Origin of the sequence: Bacillus sp. JJ722 (genome assembly GCF_036963345.1) — a bacterium.
GTDB lineage: Bacteria > Bacillota > Bacilli > Bacillales > DSM-1321 > Bacillus_AD.
This window is the reverse complement of record NZ_JBALMO010000156.1, coordinates 4,983-24,224: the sequence shown is the minus strand read 5'-3', so window position 1 is coordinate 24,224 and position 19,242 is coordinate 4,983. Positions and strand designations below refer to the sequence as shown.

Below are 19,242 nucleotides of genomic sequence, written 5' to 3'. Positions count from 1 at the left end.
CTTATCGTAGGGAGGATGGAGAAGTCCACTAGGAGCTGGGTGCTGGAGCTAGACAATGAGAAAAACTGTCACTGGTCCTTTTTAAGGATGAATTTACTGCTATGCTCTTACACCCATTAAAAAGGAGCCATACGGCAGGTGTAAGGTTGGACAATAATTGTACAATTACATTTTGACTTTCATTGAAAGTAAGAGTAAAATACCCATTAGATTTGTTACGTAGAAGGGTGGTTATCACGGATGGCTAACGAATTTAAAGTATGCGACGAATGCCAAGCGACAAATATTAAAACGCTCGTGCCAAGATTAAAAGAACTCGATCCAGAAGCAACAATTGAAATTGCTTGTCATTCATACTGTGGTCCTGGAAGAAAAAAATCTTTTACTTTTGTAAATAGTCGCCCAGTTGCAGCTCCGACAGAAGATGAATTAATCGAAAAAGTAAAAGTCAAAATAAAATAAGATTTCTCTATTGGTAAGTACTTATGGAGTTAATTAATATATAAGTATTACTAGGTTACCTTTGGGCTGCAGAACGCGGAAGTAGGTAACCTTTTTTGTATTTCCTTCACTTTACTAATTGATTGTTCATTCTTAACTTAATAGTGTTAAACTGAAATAAAGCATTTAAGATTAAATAAATGAGGTTATTCTATGGAATATTCTAAAGAGAAATTAAGCGAAGAGAAAGTATTTAAAGACCCAGTGCATCGCTATATCCATGTGAGAGATCGAGTGATTTGGGATTTAATAGGAACGCGTGAATTTCAACGACTAAGACGAATACGACAACTAGGAACAACCTTTTTAACTTTTCATGGAGCTGAACATAGCCGATTTAATCATTCTCTTGGTGTGTATGAAATTATACGCCGAATTATTGATGATGTATTTAAAGGGCGTAAAGACTGGAATGATGAAGAGCGGTTGTTATCATTATGTGCGGCCTTACTTCATGATTTAGGTCATGGACCGTTTTCGCATTCATTTGAGAAGGTCTTTGATTTAGATCATGAACATTTTACGAGGGAAATTATTTTAGGGGATACTGAGGTTAATGGGATTCTCAAACGGGTAGCTCCTGATTTTCCAAAGAAAGTAGCAGAAGTAATTGGAAAAACGTATCAAGATAAACTAGTTGTTAGCTTAATTTCAAGCCAAATTGATGCTGACCGTATGGATTATTTGCAACGCGATGCTTATTTTACAGGTGTTAGCTATGGTCACTTTGATATGGAGCGATTATTACGTGTCATGAGACCCCGTGTGGATCAAGTAGTCATAAAAAGTAGTGGAATGCATGCTGTGGAAGATTATATAATGAGTCGATATCAAATGTATTGGCAAGTATATTTTCATCCTGTTACGCGTAGTGCAGAAGTAATTTTAACAAAAATTCTTCATCGTGCTAAAGAGTTATACGCGAAAGGTTATTCTTTCAAACTGGAGCCACTGCATTTTCATTCGCTTTTTGAAGGAAATGTATCGACGAAGGATTACATCAAAATGGACGAACATATTATGATGTATTATTTTCAGTTATGGCAGGAAGAGGAAGATACCATTTTGAAAGATTTATGTAGCCGCTTTGTAAACCGAAGATTATTTAAATATGTGGAATTTCATCCTTCTCAAGTGGGTATGAATATGCTGATGGAATTGACGACTTTATTCAAAAAGGCCGGTATTGATCCTGTGTATTATTTAGTGGTTGATCACTCATCCGATTTACCATATGATTTCTATCGTCCGGGAGAAGAAGAGGAGCGACTACCAATATATTTATTAATGAATAATGGTGAAATAAAAGAATTGTCTCGCGAGTCTGAAATAGTTGATGCGATAACAGGTAAGCGAAGAACGGATCATAAATTATATTTTCCAGAGGACTTCTTGAGAGACGAGACATCAAAACGAAATATTAAGAGACAAATTCGCAAGTTGTTAGGGATAGATTAACTATAGAAAAGTATGTTCATGAAATAATAGCGCCGATCCTGATTGAGAAATCAATAGATGGTTTTCAAGAATGGATTGGCTTCCACCTGCGACGTGGTTCTTTTTGAGTTTTGTAGTAAAACAAGAAATGAGTTCGAAAATCAAAAAAGAATGGTGCCAATTTTTCTAGTAAGGTTCGTTTTATCTAAGGAAATTTTGGAGCAATCGTAATTGTTCTAGAAGGGAGGTAATGTTGTGTTCCAAGACCATGCTAAAATTGTTTTTGCCATCTCATCTGTTGGTGAAATAGCTGGGAGAAAGAAACTACAAAAGATGATTTATATAGCGAAAAAGATTTCGTTTCCCTTTCAAGAGAAATTTCAATTCCACTTTTATGGTCCATATTCTGAAGAACTGACATTACGTATTGAAGAGCTTTGTGAGATGGGTTACTTGAACGAAGTGAAGGAGAAAAAAGGCGGCTATCAACAGTATTGTTACACTCTTTCAAAGGCTGGAGAGGATTTTTTAGACCTATATAAAGTGGACATGCCTTCGGTTGAAGAGTGCTTGCAAGATATGAATAATCAGAATGCACGCTTCTTAGAATTGGTATCAACGGTGCTTTATTTCGACGAGTTAGAGAAAGAAGAAGTAATTGAAAAAATTCATACATTGAAAAGTAAACAAAAGTATACGCTTGAAGAAATCGATGAAGCATATGATTATATCAATCGATTGATTAATAAAGCTCAAAAGTTGCAGTAAGAAATAACGGACTTATTATATATCAAGAAGAGGATGTCTTGTAAAGGCATCCTCTTTTGGATAACTAACGTGCACTTCCGCACTTCATTATTGATCGCTAAGGCGTTTGCCAGCTACTGCGTAGTGGTTTTTTTGCATTTCTTCAATGAAAACCACAATTTTTTCCTTAGGAGCACCAGATGTTTCAGATACAGCTTCTGTTACTTTTTCAACTAAAGCTTTCTTTTGTTCTTCAGTACGACCTTCAAGCATTTTTACAGTTACGTATGGCATAATAGGACATCTCCTTTCACTTGTTCTGATTGTAGTTTTTCATAAGATGTTAGGAAAATCAAGATACGGACTAGTGAATCATAGAAAATCTACGTTTAATATATTAGGAATTAAACATTTTGATAATAATACGCTATACTTAGTAATACCATAACTATGGAGTGTGAAATATGGATTTTTTGAATAGTATACTAGCCTTTCCATTAGAGCAGTTGCCATATGTAGTTATTTCTTTATTGATTGCATTTACTGTGCATGAATTTGCGCATGCGTATGTGGCATATAAGTTTGGCGATCCGACTGCTAAAGAGCAAGGGCGATTAACGTTAAATCCAAAGGAACATATTGATCCTTTAGGTACAATCTTAATATTAATAGCTGGTTTTGGTTGGGCGCGCCCAGTTCCAGTAAATCGAAATCATTTTAAAAATCCACGATTGGCGGGAGTACTTGTTTCATTAGCAGGGCCGCTTAGTAATTTATTAATTGCTATAATAGCGTTTGCAATTTGGTATGGACTATTGGGTGCTGGAGTACAGCCACCTATTTACGTATATCAATTCGTGAATCAACTGATTGGTTTAAACATTCTTCTTTTTGTGTTTAACCTTATACCAATTCCGCCATTAGACGGATATCGAATTATTGAAGATTTGGTATCTCCACATGTACGAGCGAAAATGACGCAGTACGAGCAATATGGCATATTAATCTTTTTAATTTTATTATTTACTCCATTGGATCAGTACACAATACAACCGATTTTTAATACGGTTATTCCAGCCATCTCAAATGGATTAGATAACTTTTTTGATACACTATTTATGTAATGAAGCAGAAAGGAGCCTACGATGGATAATCAAAAGAAAAAAATGCAGTTCAACATTATTAAAAATAACCCGACAGATGGACATAAAGGGTTTGGTACAGGCTCATTAAGCCTTGAGAATATTTCTCCAATAATTATTGATGTACAAGAGCAGGAAGCTTTTATTGATGTGGGCGCTATGCATGCGAGAAGCGTTACTGAAAAAGGCATCAAATTCTTGAAAAATAAAGAAGAAGTACCGAATGGAAAACCTTATTGGCTTATTTGGGTAGCTATTGAACGAAATGAAGTAGGACCTTACTTTGCAGGTGTAACGGCTTGTGAAATGACTGTAGACCGCAGTATTCGTCGAGGATACAAATCGTTACCTGAACATGTGAATAATCTAGACAAAGCCATGAAGAGAAAAATTATTACAAGCCATATGGATGATCGTTCTAAGGCAGTATTAAAAGAATTCTTACAAAAGCATGATATTAGTATGTGGGATCGTTCAAGTGATGAATTAAAACAACAACTTGGTTGATACAAAAAGTCAATAAGTCCAAATGTTAACAATCTTTTAAAAAGATTTTTTATACTTGTCGTTTGTGTGAACAATGAGTAAACTTAAAAATAAGCGTACAACGCTGTAAAACTAGGACACGAAAAAGGCTGCCTTTTGGAAATCATAATGATTTTTATAAGGGTAGCCTTTTTCAAACGTTTGGATAATTTTTTGCTTTATAATGGAGGCGAAGGCCCGTATAACCGGTATCTTTATAGGGGAGGGTGGTTATAGTTGAAAGCTGTAGCTGTGTTTTGTGGTTCTAGTAATGGGGCGAATGAGACATATCGTGAAGGTGCAATTGCGCTTGGGAAGGAATTAGCGAAAAGGGAAATCAAGCTAGTCTACGGGGGAGCATGTGTCGGCTTGATGGGTGCCATAGCTGATTCTGTACTAGAAGCGGGTGGAGAAGTAATCGGTGTTATGCCCAAAATGCTAAAAGATAAAGAACTTGCTCATCCTTCATTAACAGAAATGATTATTGTGGATACAATGCATGAGAGAAAAGCAAAAATGGCCGAATTGGCGGATGGGTTTATCGCAATGCCAGGAGGAGCAGGAACGTTAGAAGAATTTTTTGAAGTGGTGACTTGGTCTCAAATTGGTCTTCACCAAAAGCCGTGCGGTCTCTTCAATACAAATCAATTCTATGATCCACTTATGGCTGTTTTTACTCATATGGTAAATGAACAATTTTTACAAGATAAATTTCGGGCAATGCTTGTTTTGGATGATAATCCAAGCACGATGCTCGATCAATTTAAAACATATATTGCACCAGGCGAAAAAATATATTCCAAAAAAGAAGAGGGAATCCTTTAAATAGTTCAGTTTTTGGACTTTTCATATTATTCTTAAGAACCATCGGATAATGAAATGTAAAAAACCGCAACCGAATTTAATGAAGTCATCATTAAGTAAGTAGGAAAAATGTTTAAAGTTAAAAATATTTCGAAAATATGTTATACTTAAATAATGATGTAGCAAGAAAGGGGAATTTTTGTATGGCAACACTCTAATAATATTTTATCAATATTTAATACGTTAAAAATACTAATATTGGAGTGGAAGCTATGAAACCCTTAAAAAATAAAATAGCGATTGTTACAGGAGCAAGCCGTTCAAGTGGTATTGGCTCAGCTATATGCTTATCTCTTGCAGAAGCAGGAGCAGATATATTTTTCACACATTGGAGTGACTTTGACCAAAATGAAGGAAATGGTTTGGAAAGAAATTATCCGGATCTTTTATGTGAAAAAATTAGAAGGTTAGGAGTATGCTGCAACCATATGGAGGCGGACCTCTCAGACCCGTCTGCACCTAATAAAATTTTAGATAAAGTTCAAGAAACTCTCGGTAATCCAAGTGTGTTAGTGAATAACGCAACATACGAGGCTCCATCCAATTTTAGAAACATAAATGAAGAAGTTTTATACAGACACTATAAAGTAAATAATAGTGGAACGATATTGTTGAGCACAGAATTTGCTAAAAGGTTTGAAAACACATTTGATAAGAAAATAGGCGGAAGAATAATCAATCTTGTTTCGGGTGGACCAGATCCAAACAATCTAGCATATATTGCAACAAAAGGAATGCTTATCGCCATAACTGAACCTTTATCAGTGGCACTTGCACCGATCGGAATAACAGTAAATTCTATTAACCCAGGTCCAACGGATACCGGGTGGATGGATCAGGAGACTAAAGAACATTTCGCTCATCTTTTTCCAATGGGACGCATAGGAGTACCAGAGGATGCAGCAAGATTAATTAAATTTCTAGCTAGTGACGAGTCTCAGTGGATTACAGGTCAATTTATTAGATCAGATGGTGGTTTTTTAGGTAAGTAATTATAAACATCCTTCTTGCTATCGAGTAAATCAATGAATTACCTCATAAATAATAAAAACGCTTGGATAAATTTCCAAGCGTTTTTGTGTTGTTGTGAATTTAAACATTCTCTACATTATTTGAATTACTTATCTTTTATGGAGTTTCGCTTTTTTCTTACCAAAATGGAATGATTTTTTTGTACCATGGTGTTGCCTTCTTTTCTTTTTCAGGTTCTACTTTTTCTTCAGCACTCAAATGTAAGGTACAATGTTCTGTTGGTTCTGTTCCTTTCACAAAATAAGTTAGAACCGAAACAGGGCAATCTTTCGTAGCAATTTTACCGCTTTCAGGATTAATTTTTATACCAATAATATTGTCACTCGTTGGCTTAAATTTTTTGAATGTTGATTTCTGTAAACTATTTTCCATAAAGTCAGCCCAAATATTTTTAGCGTATTGTTTTTCAGCAGTTCGTTCAATAAGCTTAGATTGGTCATAGCCAGTCCATACTCCTGCAACGAGTTCTGGTGTATAACCAATCATCCAACTATCCGTTTGAGTGGAACCGGACTTTCCAGCATATTGTCGTGTTAATCGTGGAACGACGGTTGATCCGGTTACGGAAGCATAGCCATTCAGCTTTTGATTGAATACACCTGTTAACATTCCTGTTAAGACGAATGCTTGATTAGGATCTAATACATCTTCTGTAAATATAGGAGCTTGATAAATGACTTCGCCTTTATGGTTTTCTACTTTCTTAATTAAGACAGGATTCACTGCTTTCCCACCACTTGCGATTCTACTATATGCGTTTACCATCTCAATTACTTTCACACCTGAAGTACCAAGCGCAGAAGCAGGAACCGTTTCAATATTACTTTGGATTCCGAATTTCTTAGCTGTTTTCTGAAGCTGCTTCTCACCTAGAAAAAGGTGAGTTTTAATAGCGTACACATTATCTGATACCGCAATAGCTTGGGCTAATGAAATTTCCTTATTTGCATATTGCGAGTTGAAATTACGTGGTGTATAGGAAGCTTTACCGTCATCGAAAGTAAAGGTTGTCGCTTCGCTCTTTAACATGGTTGTTGGTGTAAATCCATGCTCTAAGGCTGAATAATACAACAGTGGTTTCAGGGTTGAACCAGGTTGACGAACTGCTTGAGTAGCACGATTGAAAGAGCTCTCTTCATAGTTACGTCCCCCTATGAGTGCTTTAACTTCACCATTCTTTGGATTCATGGCTACAAGAGCTCCCTGAATATCTGAATCGTTAGAGAAACGAGATTGAAATGTTTCTTCACCTACTTGTTGTGCATGTAAGTTCAATGTTGTATAAACCTTAAGCCCACCGAGTGCAAGTGTTTTGTCATCGAGGTGGAGTTGTGATTTTAAAACTTGTTGTACAGCATCGAAATAATATGGTGCAAGTTGCTTTTGTTTTTCATGATTTCCATTTAAGGATATCGGTTCATTTTGAAATAAGCTTATTTGTTCTTTTTTTATATATTTCTCATGTGCCATAGAAGCTAATACGATTGCTTGTCTTTTTTTCGCGTTTTCTAAAGAAAGAAAAGGCGAGTAATGTGAAGGCCCTTTCGGTATCCCAGCTAGCATAGCTGCTTCGGAGACGGTTAAATCTTTCGCATCTTTACCGAAATAGTACTGACTAGCTGCTTGAACACCGTACGCTCCATGTCCAAAGTAAATCGTATTTAAATAACCTTCTAATATTTCATCTTTAGAATAATTCATTTCTATACGCACTGTATAAAGCGCCTCATTCAACTTTCGAAACCATGTTTTTTCATGATTCAAGAAAAGATTTCGCGCGTATTGTTGTGTAATAGTACTTGCACCTTGTACTTTCGCCATTGCTTTTACATCGGCAAAAACGGCTCCCGCAATCCTTTTGTAATCGAAGCCATTATGTTCATAGAATCCACGATCCTCTACAGCTAATACTGCAGCTACCATTTCTGGTGAAATGTCTTCTAACTTTGTCCAGTAACGTTTTTGTCCTGTATGGGATTCAGCGAATAAGGTTCCATCGTCACTGTAGAAAAGAGACGACTGAGGAACAGCTAATGGTGGTGCCCCAAGTATTTTTGCGTAAATCAGTACACAGAAATAGAGTGCTAATACAACTATTAATAATAGTGAAAATAAGATGATAGCAGCTCGAAATAGTTTTGCTGCTTTATTTAAACGTTGTCCAGTTAGAATTTCCACTATTTCCACCCTCTCATCTTTATATTTTTTATGCAGGCGCTTTCGCTTTTCTTATTGTCTAGCTCCAGCGCCCAGCTCCTAGTGGACTTCGCCAATCTCCCTACGATAAGTCAACATCGAATCGCTTGTCAGCTCTTCGTGTTTCCTTTATCTCAGTCGATAGGCTCCAGTCCATACGGAGCTAACCGGGTGCTTCCGCCTTTCTTATTTAGTATGAAAAAAATTACCTGTTTTTAAACATTTCTTCATAAAATGAAATATTTTTCTTGATAAATATCGAAGTTGTTCTATACTTTTCGTGTATTCTATTTTTTGAATTTTTAAAAAGAGTAGGAGCGCTTTTTAGTGAGTAAAGGAAGGGAGTAGATAGCATGGGTATTTGGTTCACGGAGAAACAAACAGACAACTTTGGTATTACGATGAAGATTAATCAGACCTTTCGCACAGAGCAGACAGATTTTCAAAAACTTGAGATGGTCGAAACAGAAGAATGGGGTAAAATGTTGCTTTTGGATGATATGGTTATGACAACGGAGAAAGATGAATTTGTCTATCATGAAATGGTTGCTCATGTACCTCTTTTTACTCATCCTAATCCTGAACAAGTGCTTGTTGTTGGTGGCGGGGATGGTGGGGTCATTCGTGAAGTTTTAAAACATCCAAGTGTTAAAAAAGCAACATTGGTTGATATAGATGGAAAAGTAATTAAATATTCTAAGGAGTATTTACCTTCGATTGCAGGTAAGTTAGATGACCCACGAGTAAATGTGCAAGTGGGAGACGGATTCATGCATATCGCAAAATCAGAGAATCAATATGATGTTATTATGGTTGATTCCACTGAACCTGTTGGTCCTGCAGTGAATTTATTTACGAAAGGGTTTTATGCAGGCATTAGCAAGGCGTTGAAAGAAGATGGCTTATTCGTTGCTCAATCGGACAACCCTTGGTTTAAAGCAGATTTAATCGCAGAAGTTCAAAGGGATGTGAAGTCTATCTTTCCAGTTACTCGCCTATATACAGCAAATATCCCAACGTACCCAAGTGGATTATGGTGTTTCACATTAGGATCGAAAAAATACGATCCGCTTGAAGTAGACTCTGAAACCTTTCATGAAATAGAAACGAAGTATTATACGAAAGAGCTTCATAAAGCTGCTTTTGTTTTACCTAAATTTGTAGCTGATCTTACGAAATAAAGAGTTTTTTTGAATTTCGCTGAGCCTTTTTCTGGTAATGTGTTTATAGGAATGAATAATAATTATGAAGAAAGTGATGCTGTACTGTATGGTATGCCGATGGACTGGATCGACAGTCACCTCCCTGGATTTAACACAAATAAAAGATAACTCAAAAGATAACCTTCATTTATGGATAGGTTATCTTTTTTTGATTTAAGCTATTATTTGTGATGTCTAGCTCCAGCGTCCAACTCCTATTGTCTCTTCGTGTTTCCTTTATCTCAGTCGATGGGCGAAAGAATATACGAAGCTAACCAGGACGCTTTCGCTTTTCTGAAAAAACGGTAATACCACTATCTAGTACTTGCGTATAGTTGAAACTTAAAATAAGAATCTTTATACTTATGAAAGTTAAAGTATAAAATCAATGGTTAATGATTTTAATAAAATAGAAAATATAACCTTTTTCAAACAAAATAAAGGGTGAGAAGCGTGTCAGAAACGAAATCAGTAAGAGTAGAATTAAAAACAACCGTTACTAATGGTGAAGAAAGCGATTCTTATGAACTCTTGACCTTTGGTACATTACAGCATAAAGGCCATTCTATTTATCTTAGATATGATGAAGTGCAGCAAGACTTGAACAAAACACATACGATTGTAAAATGGTCACCTGAAGAAGCCTTCATTATGAGAAGTGGTCATGTGAAAATGAGACAAAAGTTTCTAAAGGACTTAATGACAGTTGGAACGTTTGAAAGCCCATATGGAACGATGCAAATGTTAACTACTGCTAAGCAAATGAATCATTCGTGGGATGAACAGAAGAAAGAAGGTAAGGTTCATCTAATTTATGATTTGAATATGCAGGGGAATGATGTAGGTCAATACGATATGTCGATTCACTACAAGGAGGAAACAAAATAAATGAATATCGTTGAACAAGTACAAGAAAAGTTAAAGCAGGAAATTAAAGCTGCTGTTATAAAAGCAAACTTAGCAACAGAAGAACAAATACCTAATGTGATTCTTGAAACACCAAAAGATAAAGCAAATGGTGACTATTCTACAAACATGGCGATGCAATTAGCAAGAGTAGCAAAAAAAGCACCACGTATGATTGCAGAAGAATTAGTTGCAAACTTTGAACAATCAAAAGCTTCTATTGAAAAAATTGAAATTGCTGGACCAGGCTTCATTAATTTCTATATGGATAATTCATATGTAACGAAGATTATTCCTACAATCTTGAATCTTGATGAGAAATATGGTGAGAGTAAAGTAGGTAACGGACAAAAAATCCAAGTAGAATTCGTATCAGCTAATCCTACAGGAAACTTACACTTAGGTCATGCTCGTGGGGCAGCAGTTGGGGATTCTTTATGTAACATTTTAGATAAAGCGGGTTATGATGTTTCTAGAGAATACTACATTAATGATGCAGGAAACCAAATTAATAATCTTGCTTTATCTGTTGAAGCTCGTTATTTCCAAGCGCTTGGTTTAGATAAAGAAATGCCGGAAGATGGTTACCATGGCCAAGATATTATTGAAATTGGTAAGAAGTTAGCAGAAGAATTCGGTGAGCGTTTTACGCATGAAGATGAACAAGCTCGTTTTGATTTCTTCCGTGAGTATGGGTTGAAATATGAATTAGGTAAATTGAAGGAAGATCTAGAAGAATTCCGTGTACCTTTCGATGTATGGTATTCAGAAACATCGCTTTATGAAAATGGAAAAATCGATGAAGCACTATCTGATTTAAGAGAGCGTGGACACATTTATGAGCAAGATGGAGCAACTTGGTTCCGTTCAACTGACCTAGGTGATGATAAGGATCGTGTTCTAATTAAACAAGATGGTTCATACACATATTTAACTCCAGATCTCGCTTATCACCGTGATAAATTCGCTCGTGGATTCGAAAAGCTAATTAATATTTGGGGAGCAGACCACCACGGTTATATCCCACGTATGAAAGCTGCGATTGAAGCTCTTGGATATGAACAAGATCAATTAGAAGTTGAGATTATTCAACTTGTTCATTTATATAAAGATGGCGAGAAAATGAAAATGAGTAAACGTACGGGTAAAGCTGTTACGATGCGTGATTTAGTAGAAGAAGTAGGCTTAGATGCAACTCGTTATTTCTTCGCAATGAGAAGCGCTGACACACATATGGACTTTGACCTAGATTTAGCAGTATCTCAATCTAATGATAATCCAGTTTACTATGCACAATATGCACATGCACGTATTTGCAGTATCCTTCGTCAAGGAAAAGAACTAGGTTACGAACTAGATGGTAAATATGATTTATCACTTATTACTTCGGAAAAAGAATTTGATGTTCTGAAAAAGCTAGGTGACTTCCCACAAGTAATTGCTGAAGCAGCTGAGAAACGTTTACCTCACCGAATCACTAACTATATCTTTGATTTAGCATCTATTTTCCACAGTTTCTATAATGCGGAGAAAGTATTAGATCAAGAAAATGTTGAACGTTCAAAAGCGCGTTTAGCATTAATTCAATCAGTTCGAATTACACTTCGTAATGCATTATCATTAATCGGTGTATCAGCTCCTGAAAAAATGTAAACTAAAAAGGCTGCCTCTCATGAGGCAGCCTTTTTAGTTATAGATAAATTCTTTTCTTATAAATTAACAGACGCACCGCTAATCCGCTTTACACCTCGGATTTTTGAAAGTTCTTCAACTAGTCGGAGTAACGCTTGGTCTTTACTCTTTGCCTCGATTATGAAATCTACATCCATATTTACTTTCTTTAAATCAGATAGAAAAGGTTGAATGAAGTTTAAGTCGATGAAATCAGAATGAGAGCGAAATTCTTTCTCCGATTTTGGTGATGATATATGAATTTTGGGTTTCAAGCCAGTATGTTGCCATGTTTGAAAAATACGAGGTAGTAACTCGGTTAAAGGTTCTTCACAAGGATTGGCCATATGATGATGATAATCGAAAACACATGGAATATGTTCACGTTCACACACTGCCAATGTTTCGCTAGCAGTATACGTTTTATCATCATTTTCAAGGGTCATGCGGATTTTGATATCCGAGGGTACTTGCTTTATATTTTCATGAAAACGTGCTATCGAAGCCTTTTTATCTCCATAAGCACCACCAACATGAATATTCATGTATGATCTTTCTTCGATTCCCATTGCTTCAAGCATTTTATAATGATATTCAAGGTCTCTAACAGAATTGATCGTAATTTCAGGTCGTGGACTTGTAAATAGAGTGAATTGATTTGGATGAAAGCTCGCTCTCATATTGTGCTTATTAATAATCTCTCCTAGTTCTCTCCATTGCTCACGAAAGGGAGTAACGAAATCCCAATTTACTTCAGGATGGGTGGCAAGTGGAACAATTGAACTTGATAGACGATATAATTCAATTTCGTGTGCAGCGTTATAGTAAAGCATCCGCTTCGTGTTAGAAATATTGGCCAGAGTTACAGCATGTAATTTGGCTTGTCTTTCCGTTTGATTAAGTTGGGAATAACGCTTGAATGTGATGGTTTTAGAAGGGGATGCATCCCATAATGATATAGCAGTTGATACATATCCAAATCGAATATTCATGATTGCTCTCTCCTTACAAAAATACGGCAATCGTGGCAGCTATTTTTTCTTTTATGAATCGCAAAATGTTAAATGTATTTAATTGTTTAAGTGACATAGCACTGCTATTTTCAAAATCAATGATAATCTCTTTCTTCACTTCAGCAATGTATGCTGGATCATAAATGATACAGTTGATTTCGTGATTTAGAAACAGACTACGTTTATCAAAATTAGCGGTACCAATATCCAGAATTCTATCATCGATTAATACGTACTTCGCATGGAAAAAACCTTTTTGGTATTGATAAATATCAGCTCCATATGAAAGTAATGTCCGAAAGTAAGGAAAAGAAGCTTCTTTTACAAAGATGTGATCAGATGTTTCTGGCACAAGAATTTGTAAATGAATACCTTTCCGTAGAGCATAAATTAATTCTTCCATGATTCTTTTGGAAGGAATGAAATAGGGTGTCCCAATAATGATGGACTCTTTAGCTTGCTGAATAAGATCGATGTACGTTTCCTGCAAAAACATCCCTTCGGTCGGGACAAATTGATGGGGATGTTTTCCTTTATATCCTTCGTGAACAAATACATCTTTGTATTTAACGTCTTCACCTGAACCTTCTAACCAATCTGCCAAAAATTCTATTTCTAAGTCCTGAACACCTTCACCTTTTACTCGTAAATGATAATCTCGCCAAGGGGTTAGTTTTTTGTCTTGGTTAATGTACTCTTTACCAATGTTAAAACCGCCAATATAGCCGATTTTCCCATCAATGATCGTGATTTTTCGATGATTTCTTTCTTGAGAAGAGTAAAAGAAATAAGGGAATTTTGGCAAATGACTAAATGAAAACTTCACGCCTGCTTTTTTTAATGCGGCGATGGTTTGTTGACTGAAACTTAAGCTCCCACCCCAGTCTAGTAACAGACGAACATCCAATCCTTCAGCAGCTTTTTTCTTCAATAGGTTTGTGAATTGTTGACTGATTTTATCATTTTTCACAATGAAAAAAAGAACGTGTACATATTGTTTAGCTTGTTGTATATCTTGAAAAAACTTCTCGAAAAGTTCTGGTCCTGAAGTATACAGTGAAAAGTCACTATATCGTTTAGGATAAGTTGTTTTTTTTGTTTTTGATAAATGTTTCATGCGACCTAATTTGAAATCTATGATGAGTAGTATTACGAATATTAAAATACATATTAAAATAATTAAAAGTGCTTTCAAATACTTTCTCTCCTCTACGTAAATACGTTAAAAATCGTAATGTATTTATTGTTTCTCAAAACACGTAGAATAAACCAAAATAGGCAAATGGAGAAGAAATATGGTGTAGAAAAAAGTAGAAAAACGTTGACTGAATAACTATTCACTATATAATATAGAATTAATAAATAAAAAATTCAGACAAATAAAACAAAAATCATTAAGGGGATTGCAATCGAAAAGAAAGGTTTTGTCAGTTAAAACTACATCTTTCGTTGCTCTTTATGGGGAAGGAGACGAAATGGAAGGATTATTATGGGTTAACCTCATCGCGTTTTTACTGATTGTTGCATACGCCATTAGCCTGTTTGTATATTTAATTAAAACGAGAATTAAATATATCAAATTAGGTAAGAAATTGGAATTTGATAACCGTGTAAAAGAGAGGTTGCAATTAGTCTGGGAAAATGTTTTTGGTCAGAAGAAGTTATTGAAGGATAAGAAAAGCGGTATTATGCATGTGATGTTCTTCTATGGCTTTATACTAGTACAGTTCGGAGCAATTGATTTAATTATTAAAGGTATTAAGCCAGGTGCACATTTACCGTTTGGTCCGTTGTATCCAGCCTTTACTTTTTTTCAAGAAATCGTTGCTTTAGTAATACTAGTAGCAGTATTTTGGGCATTCTATCGTCGTTACATCGAGAAGCTAGTCCGTTTGAAGCGAGGTTTTAAATCAGGATTAGTCCTCATTTTTATCGGCGGTTTGATGTTTTCAACTTTATTTGGTAATGGTATGGCGATGATTTGGCACGGACATGAGCCAGGTTGGGCTGAACCAATTGCCTCGGTAGTAGCGGTCGCTTTTGGAGGCATTGGTGAAACTGGTGCAATTATTGGGTTCTATATTGCTTGGTGGATTCATGCGCTGATTTTACTTACATTCCTAGTGTATGTACCACAATCGAAGCATGCTCACTTAATCGCAGGACCAGCCAATGTTTATTTTCACAGATTATCGAATCCAGGGAAATTAACAAAAATTGATTTTGAAGACGAGACACAAGAATCTTTTGGTGTTGGAAAAATTGAAGATTTCAGACAAAACCAATTAATTGATTTGTATGCATGCGTAGAATGTGGTCGTTGTACAAACATGTGCCCAGCAACAGGAACAGGTAAGATGCTTTCGCCGATGGATTTGATTTTGAAATTACGAGATCATTTAACGGAAAAAGGTGCTGTAGTAACAAGGCAACAACCTTGGGTACCAGGATTTGCTTTTTCAAATACGAAAGGCAACCAATTAGCTCTAGCTGCAGCTGGACAAGGTGTAGAAGAACAAGCAGCAACATCAATTTATAATCCAAGTTTAATTGGTGATGTTATCACTGAAGAAGAAATTTGGGGTTGCACAACTTGTCGTAACTGTGAAGATCAATGTCCAGTTATGAATGAGCATGTTGATAAAATTATTGATTTACGTCGATACCTTGTGTTGACGGAAGGTAAGATGAATCCAGATGCACAACGTGCGATGCAAAATATTGAGCGTCAAGGTAATCCTTGGGGACTTAACAGAAAAGAAAGAGAAAGCTGGCGTGAAATTCGTGAAGATGTAACGATTCCGACAGTGAAGGAAATGAAAAAAGCTGGAGAAGAGTTTGAATACTTATTCTGGGTAGGCTCTATGGGTTCATATGATAACCGAAGCCAAAAAATTGCATTATCATTTGCTAAGCTTCTAAACGAAGCAGATGTGCAGTTTGCAATTCTTGGAAACAAGGAAAAGAACTCTGGTGATACAGCGAGACGTCTTGGAAATGAATTCGTGTTCCAAGAATTAGCGACAAACAATATTGCGGAATTCGAGAAGAATGACGTGAAGAAAATTGTCACAATCGATCCGCATGCATATAATATCTTCAAGAATGAATATCCTGACTTTGGTTTGGAGGCGGAAGTATTCCACCATACAGAAGTGTTAGCGAAATTAGTTCAAGAAGGTAAGTTGAAACCAACGTTTGAAGTAAATGAGACAATCACATTCCATGATTCTTGTTACTTAGGACGTTATAACGAAGTGTATGATCCTCCACGTGAGATTTTGAAAGCGATTCCTGGAGTTAAACTGGTGGAAATGGAAAGAAACCGTGAAACAGGAATGTGCTGTGGTGCTGGTGGTGGATTAATGTGGATGGAAGAAGAAACTGGACACAGAATCAATGTTGCGAGAACGGAGCAAGCTTTAGTTGTGAAACCATCTGTAATTAGTTCAGGCTGTCCATATTGTTTAACGATGCTTTCAGACGGTACGAAAGCGAAAGAAGTGGAAGAGTCAGTTGGAACTTATGACGTTGCAGAGTTATTAGAAAGAGCAGTTGTAGGTACGAGAACGGCTGTTGAAGCGTAATTTCTGCATTTTACTTTTTTGAACAAAAATGTTTTAAATTGTTAAATATTCATGTAAAATGAAATTGTTAAAGGGTCAATTGTTTGTTTGAAATTTTCACAGAAAAATAGGGTAGCATGAATGTGCTTCCCTTTTCTTTCGTATTATTTTGAGCGAGCGTTCAGTCAACAGTCGTTTGAGAATTATTATCGGAATTTTCAGAAGAAAGGTGTGGGTGAGATGGCAAGAACGGTTATTGTTAGTGGGGTCAGAACGCCATTTGGAAAATTTGGTGGAGCCTTAGGTAGTTTATCTGCTTCTGATCTTGGAGGAATTGTAATTAAAGAAGCTTTGAAAAGAGGAGATGTAAATCCTGAGTCGGTTGGCGAGGTAATTATGGGAACGGTTTTACAAGGTGGCCAGGGGCAAATTCCATCACGTCAAGCTTCTAGAAAAGCGGATTTACCTTGGAACGTTAAAACAGAAACAATTAATAAAGTTTGTGCATCTGGTATGCGAAGTGTGACACTAGCGGATTTACTTATTCGTGCAGGTGAAGAAGAAGTAATTGTTGCAGGTGGAATGGAATCAATGAGTAATGCTCCATATATCCTTCCGAATGCACGCTGGGGAATGAGAATGGGTGAATCTACGGTCAAAGATTTAATGATTTACGATGGCTTAACTTGTAGCTTTACAGGTGTTCACATGGGGACATTTGGTAACAGTACAGCAGCTGAATTAGAGATTAGTAGAGAAGAGCAAGATCAGTGGTCATATCGCAGTCATAAACTAGCGTTAGAAGCTACTGAATCTGGCAAACTAGCAGAAGAAATTGTGGCGGTAGAAATACCACAACGAAAAGGTGAACCAAAGCTTGTTGAACACGATGAAGCTCCTAGAAAAGGAACTTCTTTGGAAACGCTATCAAATTTAAAACCGGCATTTGGTAAAGAAGGTACGATTACCGCTGGTAATGCTCCAGGAGTAAATGATGGTGCAGCTGCGCTGGTATTAATGAGTGATGAAAGAGCTGAGAAAGAAGGTAAACAGCCGTTAGCTTATATTCTAGGGCATGCGGAAATTGCAATTGAAGCGAAAGATTTTCCACAAACACCTGGTTTAGTCATTAATGAGATCTTAAAGAAAACTGGAAAGACAGCAGCTGATATTGACTTATTTGAAATCAATGAAGCATTTGCTGCCGTAGCAATAGCGAGTAATAGATTAGCCAACTTAAATCCTGACAAAGTTAACGTAAATGGTGGCGCTGTAGCATTAGGGCATCCAATTGGCGCGAGTGGTACAAGAATCATACTTACTTTAATTTATGAATTAAAGAGAAGAGGCGGCGGAATTGGTGTTGCAGCTATTTGTAGCGGCGGCGGTCAAGGCGATGCAATTATGATTGAAGTACCAAAAGCATAAGAAATAGGCAATAAATAACTGTTGGGTGGGAATTGACTTAAACCCCTACCCAACATCATTTACCTGTTAAATTGAACAACCGCTCAATTCGCAACAAGGGGTTAGGAAGTTAAAGGGGGAAGTTAAATTGACTGTTAAACAAATCATGGTAATTGGCGCAGGACAAATGGGTGGAGGCATCGCACAAGTATGTGCTATGGCAGGGTATAATGTGCATCTTCATGACTTAAAAGAAGAATTTGTTGAAAAGGGTTTAAATGTCATTAAGAAAAACCTTGAGCGCCAAGTATCTAAAGGCAAGATGACAGAAGAAGAACAAACACAAACTTTTCAACGTCTAACACCTTCTGTTGATCTGCAAAATGCTGCTAAAGTAGATATTGTCATCGAAGCAGCGGTAGAAAACATGGAGATTAAATCAAAGTTGTTTGCTGAATTAGATGGAATTGCTGCTGAACATACCATTTTAGCAACAAACACTTCTTCTTTACCTATAACCGAAATTGCAGCCGTTACGAATAGACCAGAGAAAGTAATTGGTATGCATTTTATGAATCCAGTACCAGTTATGAAGCTAGTTGAGGTAATTAGGGGACTTGCAACAAGTGATGAAGTGTATCAAGTGGTAGAAGATTTAGCAAAAGCATTAAATAAGGTACCTGTTGAAGTGAATGATTTTCCTGGTTTCGTTGCTAACCGTATTTTAATGCCGATGATTAATGAGGCAATTTACACTTTATATGAAGGTGTGGCAACGAAGGAAGCGATTGATGAAGTGATGAAGCTAGGTATGAATCACCCAATGGGGCCCCTTGCATTGGCGGACTTCATCGGATTAGATACTTGCTTGTACATTATGGAGACACTGCATGAAGGATTCGGTGATACTAAATATCGTCCTTGTCCATTACTTCGAAAATATGTAAAAGCTGGTTGGTTAGGGAAAAAGACAGGAAAAGGTTTTTATACGTACGAATAAGCAAGATGGGGTTTTATCCCGTTCAAACTGGCG

At 36.5% G+C, this 19,242-nt stretch carries 17 protein-coding genes; 13 read left to right on the top strand and 4 right to left on the bottom strand.

Annotated features, from left to right (window positions below; genetic code table 11):
• Window positions 1-240 precede the first annotated feature (240 nt).
• The 3 genes from V7014_RS18335 (at window position 241) to V7014_RS18325 (ending at window position 2,706) form a co-directional block, all read left to right on the top strand.
• Complete coding sequence (locus tag V7014_RS18335; protein ID WP_335509015.1) at window positions 241-462, top strand: DUF1450 domain-containing protein; 222 nt, start codon at window positions 241-243, stop codon at window positions 460-462.
• A gap of 192 nt (window positions 463-654) precedes the next feature.
• Window positions 655-1,959, top strand: a complete 1,305-nt coding sequence (locus V7014_RS18330) for an HD domain-containing protein (RefSeq protein WP_335509013.1) — start codon at window positions 655-657, stop codon at window positions 1,957-1,959.
• 234 nt (window positions 1,960-2,193) lie between these two features.
• Window positions 2,194-2,706, top strand: a complete 513-nt coding sequence (locus tag V7014_RS18325; protein ID WP_335509011.1) for a YwgA family protein — start codon at window positions 2,194-2,196, stop codon at window positions 2,704-2,706.
• Between the two features lie 87 nt (window positions 2,707-2,793).
• On the opposite strand, the gene V7014_RS18320 is transcribed toward V7014_RS18325, so the two are convergent.
• Complete coding sequence (locus V7014_RS18320; RefSeq protein WP_335509009.1) at window positions 2,794-2,979, bottom strand: 2-hydroxymuconate tautomerase; 186 nt, start codon at window positions 2,977-2,979, stop codon at window positions 2,794-2,796.
• Between the two features lie 179 nt (window positions 2,980-3,158).
• On the opposite strand from V7014_RS18320, the gene V7014_RS18315 reads away from it, so the two are divergent.
• The 4 genes from V7014_RS18315 to V7014_RS18300 all read left to right on the top strand — a co-directional run bounded on the left by V7014_RS18315 (window position 3,159) and on the right by V7014_RS18300 (window position 6,208).
• Window positions 3,159-3,809, top strand: coding sequence for a site-2 protease family protein (locus V7014_RS18315; RefSeq protein WP_335509033.1), 651 nt, complete (start codon window positions 3,159-3,161; stop codon window positions 3,807-3,809).
• Window positions 3,810-3,830: 21 nt separating this feature from the next.
• Window positions 3,831-4,334, top strand: a complete 504-nt coding sequence (locus tag V7014_RS18310) for a YwhD family protein (RefSeq protein WP_335509006.1) — start codon at window positions 3,831-3,833, stop codon at window positions 4,332-4,334.
• A gap of 255 nt (window positions 4,335-4,589) precedes the next feature.
• The gene (locus V7014_RS18305; RefSeq protein WP_335509005.1) at window positions 4,590-5,177 is read left to right on the top strand and encodes a TIGR00730 family Rossman fold protein; all 588 of its coding nucleotides are present in this window, start codon (window positions 4,590-4,592) and stop codon (window positions 5,175-5,177) included.
• Between the two features lie 251 nt (window positions 5,178-5,428).
• On the top strand, window positions 5,429-6,208 hold the full coding sequence (locus V7014_RS18300; RefSeq protein WP_335509003.1) for an SDR family oxidoreductase: 780 nt from the start codon (window positions 5,429-5,431) through the stop codon (window positions 6,206-6,208).
• Window positions 6,209-6,365: 157 nt separating this feature from the next.
• On the opposite strand, the gene V7014_RS18295 is transcribed toward V7014_RS18300, so the two are convergent.
• Window positions 6,366-8,426, bottom strand: coding sequence for a transglycosylase domain-containing protein (locus V7014_RS18295; RefSeq protein ID WP_335509001.1), 2,061 nt, complete (start codon window positions 8,424-8,426; stop codon window positions 6,366-6,368).
• Between the two features lie 371 nt (window positions 8,427-8,797).
• On the opposite strand from V7014_RS18295, the gene speE reads away from it, so the two are divergent.
• From speE to argS, 3 genes are all read left to right on the top strand, one after another.
• Entirely contained in the window at window positions 8,798-9,625 is an 828-nt protein-coding gene (gene speE / locus V7014_RS18290) for a spermidine synthase (protein ID WP_335508999.1), read from the top strand.
• A gap of 474 nt (window positions 9,626-10,099) precedes the next feature.
• Window positions 10,100-10,534 carry a DUF1934 domain-containing protein gene (locus V7014_RS18280; RefSeq protein WP_335508997.1) on the top strand — a complete coding sequence of 145 codons (435 nt, stop codon included), beginning with the start codon at window positions 10,100-10,102 and terminating at the stop codon, window positions 10,532-10,534.
• The gene (gene argS / locus V7014_RS18275; RefSeq protein ID WP_335508994.1) at window positions 10,535-12,205 is read left to right on the top strand and encodes an arginine--tRNA ligase; all 1,671 of its coding nucleotides are present in this window, start codon (window positions 10,535-10,537) and stop codon (window positions 12,203-12,205) included. It begins immediately after the preceding gene.
• Between the two features lie 56 nt (window positions 12,206-12,261).
• On the opposite strand, the gene uvsE is transcribed toward argS, so the two are convergent.
• Window positions 12,262-13,215, bottom strand: coding sequence for a UV DNA damage repair endonuclease UvsE (uvsE, locus tag V7014_RS18270; protein WP_335508993.1), 954 nt, complete (start codon window positions 13,213-13,215; stop codon window positions 12,262-12,264).
• A 13-nt stretch (window positions 13,216-13,228) separates the two neighbouring features.
• Window positions 13,229-14,431 (bottom strand): cardiolipin synthase, encoded by a 1,203-nt coding sequence (gene cls, locus V7014_RS18265; protein ID WP_335508991.1) that lies wholly within the window; start codon window positions 14,429-14,431, stop codon window positions 13,229-13,231.
• A 280-nt stretch (window positions 14,432-14,711) separates the two neighbouring features.
• Between cls and V7014_RS18260 the strand changes: the two genes are divergently transcribed.
• The 3 genes from V7014_RS18260 to V7014_RS18250 all read left to right on the top strand — a co-directional run bounded on the left by V7014_RS18260 (window position 14,712) and on the right by V7014_RS18250 (window position 19,209).
• Window positions 14,712-16,823, top strand: a complete 2,112-nt coding sequence (locus V7014_RS18260; RefSeq protein ID WP_335509032.1) for a (Fe-S)-binding protein — start codon at window positions 14,712-14,714, stop codon at window positions 16,821-16,823.
• A gap of 219 nt (window positions 16,824-17,042) precedes the next feature.
• Window positions 17,043-18,230 carry an acetyl-CoA C-acetyltransferase gene (locus tag V7014_RS18255; RefSeq protein WP_335508989.1) on the top strand — a complete coding sequence of 396 codons (1,188 nt, stop codon included), beginning with the start codon at window positions 17,043-17,045 and terminating at the stop codon, window positions 18,228-18,230.
• Between the two features lie 127 nt (window positions 18,231-18,357).
• Window positions 18,358-19,209, top strand: coding sequence for a 3-hydroxybutyryl-CoA dehydrogenase (locus tag V7014_RS18250; protein ID WP_335508986.1), 852 nt, complete (start codon window positions 18,358-18,360; stop codon window positions 19,207-19,209).
• The last annotated feature ends 33 nt before the right edge of the window (window positions 19,210-19,242 follow it).

Bases quoted from the DNA above. Each gene is read 5' to 3' on its own strand.
- V7014_RS18335 (WP_335509015.1), top strand. From the start codon at position 241: ATGGCTAACGAATTTAAAGTATGCGACGAATGCCAAGCGACAAATATT.
- V7014_RS18330 (WP_335509013.1), top strand. From the start codon at position 655: ATGGAATATTCTAAAGAGAAATTAAGCGAAGAGAAAGTATTTAAAGAC.
- V7014_RS18320 (WP_335509009.1), bottom strand. From the start codon at position 2,979: ATGCCATACGTAACTGTAAAAATGCTTGAAGGTCGTACTGAAGAACAA.
- V7014_RS18310 (WP_335509006.1), top strand. From the start codon at position 3,831: ATGGATAATCAAAAGAAAAAAATGCAGTTCAACATTATTAAAAATAAC.
- V7014_RS18300 (WP_335509003.1), top strand. From the start codon at position 5,429: ATGAAACCCTTAAAAAATAAAATAGCGATTGTTACAGGAGCAAGCCGT.
- speE (WP_335508999.1), top strand. From the start codon at position 8,798: ATGGGTATTTGGTTCACGGAGAAACAAACAGACAACTTTGGTATTACG.
- argS (WP_335508994.1), top strand. From the start codon at position 10,535: ATGAATATCGTTGAACAAGTACAAGAAAAGTTAAAGCAGGAAATTAAA.
- uvsE (WP_335508993.1), bottom strand. From the start codon at position 13,215: ATGAATATTCGATTTGGATATGTATCAACTGCTATATCATTATGGGAT.
- V7014_RS18260 (WP_335509032.1), top strand. From the start codon at position 14,712: ATGGAAGGATTATTATGGGTTAACCTCATCGCGTTTTTACTGATTGTT.
- V7014_RS18255 (WP_335508989.1), top strand. From the start codon at position 17,043: ATGGCAAGAACGGTTATTGTTAGTGGGGTCAGAACGCCATTTGGAAAA.